Below are 12,158 nucleotides of genomic sequence, written 5' to 3' on the forward strand. Positions count from 1 at the left end.
TTTTTTCGCAAGAGATGCGATGGATGTCTGGTGATTTATAGTCATAAATTTTAGTCCCCACTTGTTTTTAAGTGGGGACTAAATTAAGGCTTATAGGATGAATTCATAAGGTGTGTTCAGCGGACGCTTACGCAGAAACTTAGGCTATTTAGTGCCTATTTCAGTTATGATAAATTTATTTCACCTTTGGATGCCGCTATGACCACTTTACTCAATCAAACTTTTGCAACAACTCACGGCGAAATTAACTTAAGCCAAGTCGATTCAGCTTGGTTGATTGTGTATTTTTACCCTAAAGATTCAACTCCAGGTTGTACCACCCAAGCAGTGAGCTTTTCCTGTTTAAAAGATCAATTTGATGCGTTAGGTGCCACTATTTTTGGCGTGTCGCGTGATTCTGTTAAAGCGCATCAAAATTTCACTGCTAAACAAGAGTTAACAATTGATTTAATTAGCGATAAAGAAGAAGTGTTATGCAAACACTTTGATGTAATTAAAGAAAAAAATATGTATGGCAAACAAGTCATGGGTATTGAACGCTCTACCTTTATTTTCCATAACGGTACCTTGGTAAAAGAGTATCGCAAAGTCAAAGCTGCTGGTCATGCTGAGCAAGTGCTTGAAGACCTTAAAGCATTACAAAGTGCTTAAATGCGATTTAAGCAGCTTAGGCATTCATATGAATGCCTTTTTTATGTCACTAGTGAATAAGAAATACATCACATGATGAGTGCAATCATGCCATCTAAAATTTGCCATGCACAAGGCCAAATAAAATAGGCTGCAACAAAAAAGCCCATGATTGGGCTTTTTAAAATCGCTCTTTTATAAATTGCTTTTATCTTGTTGCTGATACTTGGCTTGTAGCTTTGGATAAATCTCGCTGCTTTGGAATTTTTGTAAAAACTCGATTGTACCTTGTGGCAAAAATTCAGTTTGAATTTCACCACGATAATAGGCTTCACGTAATGGCGTTGCTGAAATTGAGCCGACTAAACTATCCAATTCCAGCATTTCCCATTCAGGAAACAGCTGTAAATAATAAGAAGATTCATCTTTAAAATGTCCAATTAAACCGACTTTATCGCTTGCTTGGGTCACTGCTGCCACCAAGTCTTTGACCAGTTTGACCCATTTAACATCGTTATATACATCAATGACATGCACAAATTGAATACGCGCTTGATCCGCCGCTGAGAAATTAGACAGAATCATCTGTTCACGCTCTTGGGCTAAAAATGGATTTTTAAGATTGCGTTCGTTTTGTGCCGAACCTAAAGCCAAAATCACCTTTTGACTATGCTGTAATGCAATTTGAATCGTTTGCAAATGTGCCAGATGAAAAGGTTGAAAGCGGCCAATAAACACTAAATAGTCAAACGCGTATGCTGTCATATCTTCACTTTGATGGAGCAAGTTATTGTGTCGGCAGAGAAAATATGCGACATAATGACTTGTGATCCATTTAATAAAATCTAAAGCAAGGATAGTACGATGACATTAAGCTGTATTCAACATGCACAACCACATTTACAAGCAAAATTACACGATGGTGTTTTAACCCTTGCCATTGACCGTAGTGAGGCAAAAAATGCCTTATATGGCGATTTATATTTAAATATTGCCCATGCTTTAGATGAAGCAGACCAAAGCACCTTGGTACGGGTCGTGATTTTACGTGGTATTGATGCAGACTTTACTGCCGGCAATGACATGAAAGATTTTTTAAAATTCACACAAACGCCACTCACAGTCAAAGCTGGTTTTACTCCGCCTTTTGTGCTATTAAAAGCCGCTGCGCGTTTCTCTAAGCCGCTCATTTGTGCTGTTCGTGGGGTTGCCATTGGCATTGGCGTGACGATTTTATTACATGCAGATTTGGTCTATACAGATAATAGCGCATTGTTTCAAATTCCGTTTGTGAGTCTTGGTTTATCACCTGAAGGCGCTTCAAGTAAGCTGTTAGTACAGCAAGCCGGCTATCATAAAGCCGCTGAATATTTGTTAACTGCGAAAAAATTTAACAGTCAAACTGCTTTAGAGATGAACTTGATCAATGGTATTTATGACAATGTCTATGAGCATGCACACCAACAAGCACAGCATTTAGCTGCCTTGCCTTTAGCATCACTCAAACAAACCAAAGCCTTAATGAAACATAATCTGAAAGAGATTATTGAGTGTATTGACCATGAAGCCGAAATTTTTATGAAACGCGTGGCAGCGCCAGAAATGGCTGAAGCAGTCGCGGCTTTTATACAAAAACGCCAACCGGATTTTAGCCAATTTAACTAACCTAAGATTGTAAAATTTATGTCAAATTCATCTGAAAAAAAACGTTATTTTGAAGCAGCGCCGACGGATATTGATGTCGAGAATTTCCGTAAAGTGCTCGAAAGCCGTCGTTCGGTACGTAAATTTACCGACACGCCTATTCCTGCTGAGATTTTGGATGCTTGCTTAGATTTAGCATTACTTGCACCCAATTCCTCTAATTTACAGCCATGGACTTTTTATGTGGTACAAGACCCTACTAAGAAAAAGCAATTGGTGAAAGCCTGCCTAAGTCAATTGGCGGCTAAAACCGCCTCAGAATTAATTGTCTGTGTTGCGCGTACCGACCGTATTGACGAAATGGCGAAACGTAATTTAAGCGAATTTCCATTTCCTGAAGCGCCTAAAGCCGTGCAGAAATATTACAAGTTTATTCCTTATAACTATAAGACAGGCGTTTTAAATAGCTTAGGTCATGCACGTAAAATTGCCTTTGGTGTGGCACGTAAATTTGACAAGCAATTGCCAGTTTCTGCCTTTAATCCAAGTGATGCCAAACTTTGGGCCAGTAAAACCACTGCCCTCGCCTGTGAAAACTTGGTCCTCGCGCTACGTGCCTACGGTTTTGACAGTTGTATGATGGAAGGTTTTGATGAACCTTTAGTACGTAAGATTCTCAATTTAAATAGCCAGCAATATCCCGTGATGGTGATTGGTGCAGGTGAACGTGCAGCGGATGGTGTGTTTTTCCCGCAATACCGTTTTGACCGTGACCTGTTTATTCAAAAGGTTTAAGTCTATAACGCGTCTAGATCTAGAATTTGCATAAACTCAAAGGCAGGTTCTTCATAAGGATGCGCCTGTTGTAAAGCCTGTGCCACGGCACGGGCTTTTGCTTCAGGTACAATAGTTTCTACGCGCCATTCGGGTATTTTTTCTAGCGTATCTAGTTCACCAATAAAAGGATTTGCACCCTTTACAGGTTTAAATTGTCCTGTACCTAAGACTTGCCAAGCGCAATGTTCATAGTTCCCTATCCCACCCGCGCCTGCATTAAAAATTGCGGTTTTAGTGCTTTCTAAATGGCTTTCAGGGACGTAATAAATCAGTTTTAGCATATTTTCAATCAACTATTTTTCGGCATTTAAATATTATATTTCAAACAAATAGCTTATAGCGTATAAAGTATTTATCTATTCTCTAAGCGTGCTCCTTTCATTTTATATGAGTCAAAAACGTATTTTTCCAAGACTTATAATCAGTGGTATCATCTTGTTTTCATTGGGTTTAGCTATGTATATTGCTACGCTTGAATATTTTGAACCTGATGTAAATACTAAAGCTTCTTTGGTTTTTACTGCTTTGGGATTTTGTGCCACTCTTTATGCACCTGTAGCTGCCTTTATTCTTTATGATAGTTGGAAATCACAGACCAAATTCAACCGTGTAACTCATAATATTATTGAATTACAAAAAACGCTTCATGAATATGTTTCTGCTTTGAGATTACTACGACAGCGTATTATTTTTCCTTATTCAAGAAAGAAATTTAATAATGACGAAGAAGAATACAGGGATAATTTAAAAAGACTTTTTGATCAGAAAGTCTGCGAGATCAATGCCGCACACAAATTTAGATATGAAGCATTTAAAATTTTAAATATAACTAAAACAGATACTTATATACAAGCTAATCTTTTAGAGCAACTTTATCATGATCTGAATCAGTTAATTGATGACATTCATCAGGAGCTCGATCAGTTCAATAAGACGTATTGTATTTTTATTAAGTCATATTACAAAGAAGAAAACGATCTTCGAGCTTATTTAAAATCGGAAGACTATAAAAAGCTCACTTATCAACTTTCAATCAATCGTGAATTCGATAACTTGTATAAGACTAAACAGCAATTACCCATTTCATTGAGCACTAATCCGACACAACCAATATTTAGTAGGAATATTGACACATTTATCGAACGCACTGATATTCTGTGCAAAAGACTACTAGAAACCTACGAGAAGATTTCGTAATTTTAATAAAAAGCCACCTTGCGGTGGCTTTTTAACTGACTGTTTTATTGCATAAAATATGCAATGCACATAAAGGAGATCTGTAGAAATAATACTAAATAAAAAAGTTTCCAGCCTTTTTGACGCAGGCTTACTTTATCTAATAATGTGAGCGTTTTTGCCATGTCATCACCTCATACCTGAGAATTGATACTGTTCTTCAATTGTTGTTTTGCCCGTAAAACACGTACCTGTCAGCACGGTGTTTCTTTCACTATAGAAGCAAAATCTAAACCAAGTCCAGTGGGAGAAATAAAAGTTTACTGTGCAAATACCGCACAACAAAAAACCACCCGCAGGTGGTCAAGTGCTTTTATTCTACACAATTTTTAAATTTTTTCCAATTGGTTGATTTCTTCACGCTAATCCATTGAGTCTTAAGCTTGCTATATAAAGGTGTGTAAATGGCTTGATCTTTTCAGCAATTTTTAATAACTGCCCTACTTTACTTATCCTAATAGCAATAAAAAAAGCCCCTCAGTTGAGGAGCTTTTTTTTATGGTTTGAATTAACCAATAAATTTACGTGCATTACGGAACATACGTAACCATGCACCATCTTGATCCCACTCTTCTGGTTTCCAAGAATGTTGTAGCGCACGGAAGTTACGTTCTGGATGCGGCATCATAATCGTTGCACGACCATCAACAGACGTTACACCCGAAATTGCTTCTGGTGAACCATTCGGGTTCATTGGGTAATGCTGCGTTGGGTTGCCATGGCTATCTACATAACGTAGTAACACTTGGTTAGCTGCGTTTAATGCAGCAAAGTTGTCGCTAGATGCAACCGCACGACCTTCACCATGCGCAACTGCGATTGGTAAAATCGAACCTTCCATCCCTTCTAACAATACAGAGTTTGATTTTTCCACACGTACGTTCACTGCACGCGCTTCAAACATCTCAGATGTATTGCGATGGAAACGTGGCCAGTTGTCGGCACCCGGAATCAGTGGCGCAAGTTGTGACAACATTTGGCAACCATTACAAATCCCTAAAGAGAAAGTTTCTTGACGGTTAAAGAATTTCTCAAATTGGTCACGTAGTTTCGGGTTAAACAATACTGATTTTGCCCAACCACCACCTGCGCCGAGTACGTCACCATAAGAGAAGCCACCACATGCCACTAAACCTTCAAATTCATCAAGGCTAATGCGACCTGCAAGTAAATCGCTCATGTGTACGTCAACCGTATTAAAGCCGACTTTATCAAACGCTGCTGCCATTTCGACATGACCGTTTACGCCTTGTTCACGTAAAATCATCATGTTTGGACGACGTAGGTTGATATACGGTGCTTCAATCTCTTCATTTAAATCAAATGTAGGCGCAGCGATTAAACCTTTATGGTTTTTATCAGTAATTAACGCAAACTCTTGATCCGCAGTTTCTACGTTGTCACGTAAACGTTGGATTTGATGCGACACTTCAGTCCAAGCCACTTGTAAGTCAGAACGTTCAAGCACTAAACCATTCACAGTTAATTGGTCAGTGTTGTTCACAGTACCTACAACTGTAATGGCATCTTTTAAGCTTGATGCAGCAACTTCAGCTTGTAGCGCGTCCCAATCTGCTTTGGCAATTTGCAGTACAGCACCAATTTCTTCAGCAAAAAGACTTGCAACTGATTGATCTTCAAGTGCTACACCTAAACGTGAAGCGAACATCATTTCTGCAACAGTTGCCAGTAAACCACCATCACCTAAGTCATGGTAAGCCTTAATAAGACCGCGTTCGTTCCAATCTTGTACTAAAGCAAAGAAGGCTTTGAAATCTTCAAAGTTATCGACATCAGGTGTTACCGAACCAATCGCTTTATATACTTGCGCTAAGATCGAACCGCCTAAACGGAATTGACCTTTAGAAAGATCAATACGAACTAATACAGATTCGATATTTTTCAATTCAGGTGTTAATGTTTTACGAACATCGGTCACAGGTGCAAATGCAGTGATGACACCTGACATTGGCGAAGTTACTGATTTATCAACGCCTTCGTCATTCCAAGTAGTACGCATAGACAATGAGTCTTTACCAACAGGAATCGCGATACCCAGTGCAGGACACATTTCCATACCGATGGCTTTTACACCTTCAAATAAGGCTTGGTCTTCACCAACCTGACCTGCTGCTGCCATCCAGTTAGCTGACAATTTAATGTCGCTGATTTTGGCAATCTTGGCAGACATAATATTAGAAATTGATTCAGCAACCGATAAACGCGCAGAAGCCGCTGGGTTTAACAATGCTACAGGTGGACGTTCACCCATTGCCATGGCTTCACCGGTAAAGCCTTGTAAGCTGGTGGTCGTGACCGCAGCATCCGCTACAGGCACCTGCCAAGGGCCAACAAACTGATCACGCGCTACCATACCAGTAATCGAACGGTCACCAATGGTGATTAAGAACGATTTAGAGGCAACAGTTGGGTTTTTAAGAACACGATAAATCGCATCTTTCAGATCAGTCACTTGATCTGCTGTGAAGTCATCGCCCTTGCGTTCAATCGACGCATAAGAACGGCTCATACGTGGTGTACCACCTAGCATCACTTGCATTGGCATATCCACAGCTTTGTTTTCAAACAGTGGATCTTCAACCGTTAAGTGACGTGCTTCAGTCGCTTCACCCAATACCGCAAACGGACAACGTTCACGCGCACAGATCGATTCAAATAATTCTAAAGAAGATGGACGGATCGCCAATACATAACGCTCTTGCGCTTCGTTTGACCAAATTTCCATTGGCGACATGCCAGGCTCAAGCGACGGAATCTTACGTAAGTTTAGAATCGCACCCAGCTCATGGTCATTTACAAGCTCAGGCATCGCATTTGAGATACCGCCCGCACCTACGTCGTGTACAGACACGATTGGGTTGCTGTCTTCCATGCGCCAGCAGGTATCAATCACTTCTTGGCAACGACGTTCCATTTCAGGGTTTTCACGTTGTACCGAAGCAAAGTCTAAGCTCTCGCCCATGGTACCGCTGTCTACAGAAGACGCAGCACCACCGCCTAAGCCAATCAGCATGGCAGGGCCACCAAGGACAATGAGTAAATCACCTGGAATAATTGGGTCTTTTTCGACATGATCGGCACGGATGTTACCGTAACCACCGGCAATCATAATTGGCTTATGGAAGCCTTTGACTTCGCCATTCACGTTTTGTTCAAAAGTACGGAAGTAACCATTTAACGCAGGACGACCAAATTCGTTGTTAAACGCTGCACCACCCAATGGTCCTTCAATCATAATTTGAAGTGGTGATGCCATACGTGATGGTTTACCGTAGTTTTCTTCCCACGGTTGTTCAAAGCCCGGAATATTTAAGTTAGACACCGTAAAGCCAGTTAAACCTGCTTTTGGCTTACCACCACGACCAGTTGCGCCTTCATCACGGATTTCACCGCCTGAACCAGTTGCTGCACCGGCAAATGGCGCAATCGCAGTTGGGTGGTTATGCGTCTCTACCTTCATTAAGATATGCGCAGCTTGGTTTTTGTATTTATAAACGTGGTGACCGTTTTCTTCTTGCGTTGGATAGAAACGGTGTGTGTCAAAGCCCACAATCACGGAAGCGTTGTCTTTATAGGCAGACAGCACGTCTGTTGGTGATTCTTTATAGGTGTTTTTAATCATTTGGAACAATGATAATGGTTGAACTTCACCATCAATTGTCCACTCAGAACCGAAGATTTTATGACGGCAATGCTCAGAGTTGGCTTGCGCAAACATCATCAATTCGATGTCATTTGGATTACGACCCATTTTGGTAAATGCATCCGTTAAGTAGTCGATTTCTTCCATCGACAAAGCAAAACCAAACTCATTGTTGGCTTGCACTAATGCTTCTTTACCTTGACCTAAAATATCAATTGAATTTAAAGGTTTTGGCGCAGTTTCGACAAACAATGCTGCTGCATCTTCAAGCGCGTTAAATACGCTTTCAGTCATACGGTCATGTAAGGCCTGTTTAACCGCATCCGATACTGAGCTAAGGCCTTTTAAAGTAAATAACACCCCACGTTCTAAACGATGGACTGGCGTATTACAGTTGGCGAAAATATCGGTCGCTTTTGATGACCACGGCGAAATCGTGCCGACACGTGGAGTCACAAGAATTTGAACTTCATCGCTTGCAGCTTGACGTAAAGTAAATGCTTGGCCGTCGTTTAAAAGCTGTAAAGCGGATTGCTGTTGTTGCTCGCTCAGCGCTTGGTCAAATAGGTAGACCCATTGGCTTTCAATTGATTGAACAGAACTAATTGACGATAAACGCGATAATAGTTGAGTTTTCTTAAAAGAAGAGTGTGCAGGTGCACCGGCAACGATAAACATGCTGATTTTGGCTCCACGGGCAGGTCGAAAACCTTGCCACAACGTGACTTGAGAGAGCGCATATTCTACTGTGAAATGAATAAATCAGCTAGAGAAGAAATGGGAAATCTGACAGCTAAACGAGCAGACTTTTTAAAATAATATGTTTATTTTCAGTTAACAAAATTGAACGTAGTCGCGTAGGTTATCACATTTTGTAGCATAAAAAACAAATCTTACAAAGATTTCTCTGTGCTATTAAAATTGTATTATTTTTCAACAACAAACTACCCTAAGCAAAATATGCCTTTATGGCAACACAGCTAAGCCTGTTGCCATTACCACTTTATTGCTTGGCTTGATCTCATTGGCGAATCAGCTATTACACCGCTTCTGCCACAAGTTGCATTGAGTTGATCACATTGAGCTTTTGGACAAATATTTGCTTGCGCCACGTCAAATATTAATCAATATATGTACTTTTAAGCCTGCTGCCTTGAGTGCCCATAGCATGACTAGCGCCTATGCTTGTGGCAATCTTTCCCATGATCTGTCAATGTGCTCTTCACCGCGTAACATCTACAGCTACTGCCATGCAGTGCGTACTATTGGACATAAGCCCTAGGCTATGCATAATCGTAACTCGCCCTTATTTTCCTACTTGTTTGCAAATGAGCTTCGCCTTACTTGCTCATATTTATCGATTTACTTGCTGGTCGCATTCAACATAGTGACTAAACTCAGCGCCGCTTCACCTGCAATCTGCATAGATTTTGGGTCAATTAGATCAAGCGTGTCACAGGCTTTGTGATAACACGGCGCAAATTCGAGTTCATCACCTTTCATTTGTTGATTAAAGAAAATAACCGATGTGACAGGGACTTTGCCTAAAAAAGGTGCACTATCACTTGCGGTCAAAGTCGAGACGTCATCTTTGACCTTAATATTGCGGGCTGTAAAGAAATGACGTAAATGTTGCTCAAGCACAACATCTTGAGGGTGATGAGGAATCTTAGCTAAGCTGTCCGTTATAGGTTTATAATCGTTTTCAGCCATGCCCCGCGCTTTGAGCATATTCTCCATCTCAGCAATCGAAGATCGATCACCGTCAGCAATCTGAATAGTTGAGTCTTTGGTGCCGACCATATCTAAGTTGATATAAGCTTGAATACCCTCAAGTTGCTTGCTTGTCATGGCGTTTACAAAATGCTGTGCACCACCGATACCATCTTCCTCAGAATCCCAAAAAGCAAAGTACAGCGTGTGTTTTGGAGGCTGTGGTTGCTGTTTTAGCTGCCGAATCAATTCGAGTAATACTGCCACACCTGAGCCATTGTCATTTATGCCTGGCCCCATTGGCACAGAATCATGATGGGCGCCAATAATAATTGCAGTGTCTTTCGATTGCCCTTGAATTTCGACAATCACATTTTCGCCAACCAATTGATGACGATTTTTAAATACCATGCCTGCAGGTTCAAGCCCCATATTTTTGATGGTTTGCCGAATATATTGCACCGTTTGCCGTCCACCTTCTGTGCCAATCGCACGGTTATGAGCATGAGTTTGGGCAATCTTTTGTAGCGCGTGTAAATGTTGCAGCATATTGGCGCTGCTTAAAGTCAGTGTCTGAGCTGGTGCAGCAGGCTGAAGCTGTGTAGTACCACAACCCATAAGACTAAAACTCAGCAGCCCACTTAGGGCTAAGGCGACAGGGGTCGGCAGATGCATATATTCAACTCGATATTTTTATATGAGTCATAGTATAGACCCAGCCTCAGCACTGCACGAATAGAGTTGAGTAAGTAGCTACTCAATCGCTTAAGCTGCATCTATACCATAGTGATGTTCAATCGCAGATGCTCTCAGACTTTGCTGTGTAAATATAATCATCGGCTTATATCTTCAATGCCACACCTCTGTCGCAAAGCTCGCATGATGACCATTTTTACCACATCTGCAGTGAGACATTAAGCGCATACAGTGCCACCATCAGCAAGACAAGTTATGTCGCATAGCTCTAGGCGTAGCACGTTTTTTTTGGCATGATCAGACTGATCCAAATTTCATAAGATCGAGATGGCATGACACAAATGCGTTGGTTACAATTACTCTCCACAGTTCGAATGGGCAGTAAGACCCAAAGTTCCGAACAAGCCCGTAGCCCATTTCATAAAGATTATGATCGGATTATTTTTTCGCAAAGTTTCCGTCAGCTTAACCGTAAAACCCAAGTGCATCCCATGGCACAGCATGACGGTATTCATACCCGTCTGACCCATTCTTTAGAAGTATCTTGCATTGGGCGTTCCTTAGGGATGCTCACGGCGGAAAAAATTAAAGACCAACTGCCACCTTGGATCAACGCTGCCGATGTTGGTGCGATTATTCAAGCGGCCTGTTTAGCCCACGATATTGGCAATCCACCATTTGGGCATGCTGGTGAATATGCCATTCGTGAATGGTTTGATGATGCTGCACATAATAATTTTTTAAGCGCGCTCTCGCCTGCCGAACAAGCCGATGTACGCCAGTTTGAAGGCAATGCCCAAGGCTTACGACTGCTCACCAAAATTGATGATCATCCGAATGATGGCGGTATGCGCCTGACTTATGCCACTTTAGGTGCCTATTTAAAATATCCGTGGTTATCTAAAACCATTGAAGAACAAGGAGCTATTAGCGCCAGTCAACGGGCTAAATTTGGTTGCTACCAAGCCGAAAAACAAATTTTGCAGCACATTGCCGAACAACTCGGTTTAATTCAACTCGGTGAGTTGCATTATTGCCGCCATCCGCTGACCTATTTATTAGAAGCTGCCGATGATATTTGCTATGCCTTAATTGATTTAGAAGATGGCATTGTGTTGAACATGCTGTCTTATGAACAAGTTGAGCCGATTTTCCTCAATCTACTCGGTGAATATGCACGTCCGCAAGAATTGGCCATGCCGTTTAGCACATGGCAACAAAAAATTGCCGCGCTGCGTGGTCGTGTTATGAAACGCTTGGTCGAAGAAGTATCTAACGCTTTTGCCCGTCATCACGATCAAATCTTGATGGGTCAATTGCAAGGTTCATTATTACAATATTGCGCGAGTGATATTGCGCCCGGTATTCAGGCGGCTAAAAACTTAGCGCGTGATCAAATTTTTGAGCATCCGCAAAAAGCCGGTCTTGAAATTATCGCCCATCAAAGTCTGCAAAATATTTTAGATGCCTTTGTACCGCTCACCACACCGCATAAAAGCTTAAGTTTTAAAGAGCAGCGTTTAATGGCGATGCTACAACGTTCAGGTGCGCAATTTACTGACCATCATTACAGCAATATTATGCAAGTGTTAGATATTATCTCGAAATTTTCTGATCATCAGGCTTATCAATTGGCGCAGCAACTACAAGGCAATAAAGTTGGCTTAATTTAAGCAATTTTTTGCCTTTTGTGCTTCGCCTCTCTACTATGTGAGCCAGTAAAAATAGAGTGAATCAA

At 41.2% G+C, this 12,158-nt stretch carries 10 protein-coding genes; 5 read left to right on the plus strand and 5 right to left on the minus strand.

The annotated features are described in order from the left end of the window. Positions 1–198: 198 nt before the first annotated feature. Positions 199–651 carry a peroxiredoxin gene (locus CYK47_RS05270; RefSeq protein ID WP_122899607.1) on the plus strand — a complete coding sequence of 151 codons (453 nt, stop codon included), beginning with the start codon at positions 199–201 and terminating at the stop codon, positions 649–651. 174 nt (positions 652–825) lie between these two features. Here CYK47_RS05270 and CYK47_RS05275 read toward each other — a convergent pair whose 3' ends face one another. Next, positions 826–1,395: a nicotinate-nicotinamide nucleotide adenylyltransferase gene (locus CYK47_RS05275; protein ID WP_122899609.1), complete on the minus strand. Its 570-nt coding sequence runs from the start codon at positions 1,393–1,395 to the stop codon at positions 826–828. 99 nt (positions 1,396–1,494) lie between these two features. Between CYK47_RS05275 and CYK47_RS05280 the strand changes: the two genes are divergently transcribed. After that, positions 1,495–2,295, plus strand: a complete 801-nt coding sequence (locus CYK47_RS05280; protein WP_122899611.1) for an enoyl-CoA hydratase-related protein — start codon at positions 1,495–1,497, stop codon at positions 2,293–2,295. An 18-nt stretch (positions 2,296–2,313) separates the two neighbouring features. Continuing rightward, complete coding sequence (locus tag CYK47_RS05285; RefSeq protein WP_122899613.1) at positions 2,314–3,069, plus strand: nitroreductase family protein; 756 nt, start codon at positions 2,314–2,316, stop codon at positions 3,067–3,069. A gap of 2 nt (positions 3,070–3,071) precedes the next feature. Here the strand turns inward: CYK47_RS05285 and CYK47_RS05290 are convergent, their stop codons facing one another. Next, entirely contained in the window at positions 3,072–3,392 is a 321-nt protein-coding gene (locus CYK47_RS05290; protein WP_122899806.1) for a YqfO family protein, read from the minus strand. Between the two features lie 106 nt (positions 3,393–3,498). On the opposite strand from CYK47_RS05290, the gene CYK47_RS05295 reads away from it, so the two are divergent. Continuing rightward, entirely contained in the window at positions 3,499–4,308 is an 810-nt protein-coding gene (locus CYK47_RS05295) for a hypothetical protein (protein WP_122899615.1), read from the plus strand. A gap of 44 nt (positions 4,309–4,352) precedes the next feature. Here the strand turns inward: CYK47_RS05295 and CYK47_RS15820 are convergent, their stop codons facing one another. From CYK47_RS15820 to CYK47_RS05305, 3 genes are all read right to left on the minus strand, one after another. Further along, positions 4,353–4,472, minus strand: coding sequence for a KGW motif small protein (locus tag CYK47_RS15820; RefSeq protein WP_353653406.1), 120 nt, complete (start codon positions 4,470–4,472; stop codon positions 4,353–4,355). Between the two features lie 383 nt (positions 4,473–4,855). Further along, the gene (gene purL / locus CYK47_RS05300) at positions 4,856–8,689 is read right to left on the minus strand and encodes a phosphoribosylformylglycinamidine synthase (protein WP_122899807.1); all 3,834 of its coding nucleotides are present in this window, start codon (positions 8,687–8,689) and stop codon (positions 4,856–4,858) included. A gap of 684 nt (positions 8,690–9,373) precedes the next feature. Further along, positions 9,374–10,399 carry a M28 family metallopeptidase gene (locus CYK47_RS05305; protein WP_122899617.1) on the minus strand — a complete coding sequence of 342 codons (1,026 nt, stop codon included), beginning with the start codon at positions 10,397–10,399 and terminating at the stop codon, positions 9,374–9,376. Between the two features lie 353 nt (positions 10,400–10,752). On the opposite strand from CYK47_RS05305, the gene CYK47_RS05310 reads away from it, so the two are divergent. After that, a complete protein-coding gene (locus CYK47_RS05310; RefSeq protein WP_122899620.1) occupies positions 10,753–12,093 on the plus strand; it encodes a deoxyguanosinetriphosphate triphosphohydrolase in 1,341 nt (446 codons plus the stop codon). The last annotated feature ends 65 nt before the right edge of the window (positions 12,094–12,158 follow it).

Origin of the sequence: Acinetobacter sp. B51(2017), assembly GCF_003711395.1 — a bacterium.
In the GTDB taxonomy this organism is placed as follows: domain Bacteria; phylum Pseudomonadota; class Gammaproteobacteria; order Pseudomonadales; family Moraxellaceae; genus Acinetobacter.

Coding starts and splice junctions, on each gene's coding strand:
- CYK47_RS05290 (WP_122899806.1), bottom strand. CDS start 3,392: ATGCTAAAACTGATTTATTACGTCCCTGAAAGCCATTTAGAAAGCACT.
- CYK47_RS15820 (WP_353653406.1), bottom strand. CDS start 4,472: ATGGCAAAAACGCTCACATTATTAGATAAAGTAAGCCTGCGTCAAAAA.
- CYK47_RS05310 (WP_122899620.1), top strand. CDS start 10,753: ATGACACAAATGCGTTGGTTACAATTACTCTCCACAGTTCGAATGGGC.
- CYK47_RS05280 (WP_122899611.1), top strand. CDS start 1,495: ATGACATTAAGCTGTATTCAACATGCACAACCACATTTACAAGCAAAA.
- CYK47_RS05275 (WP_122899609.1), bottom strand. CDS start 1,395: ATGACAGCATACGCGTTTGACTATTTAGTGTTTATTGGCCGCTTTCAA.
- CYK47_RS05305 (WP_122899617.1), bottom strand. CDS start 10,399: ATGCATCTGCCGACCCCTGTCGCCTTAGCCCTAAGTGGGCTGCTGAGT.
- purL (WP_122899807.1), bottom strand. CDS start 8,689: ATGTTTATCGTTGCCGGTGCACCTGCACACTCTTCTTTTAAGAAAACT.
- CYK47_RS05285 (WP_122899613.1), top strand. CDS start 2,314: ATGTCAAATTCATCTGAAAAAAAACGTTATTTTGAAGCAGCGCCGACG.
- CYK47_RS05295 (WP_122899615.1), top strand. CDS start 3,499: ATGAGTCAAAAACGTATTTTTCCAAGACTTATAATCAGTGGTATCATC.
- CYK47_RS05270 (WP_122899607.1), top strand. CDS start 199: ATGACCACTTTACTCAATCAAACTTTTGCAACAACTCACGGCGAAATT.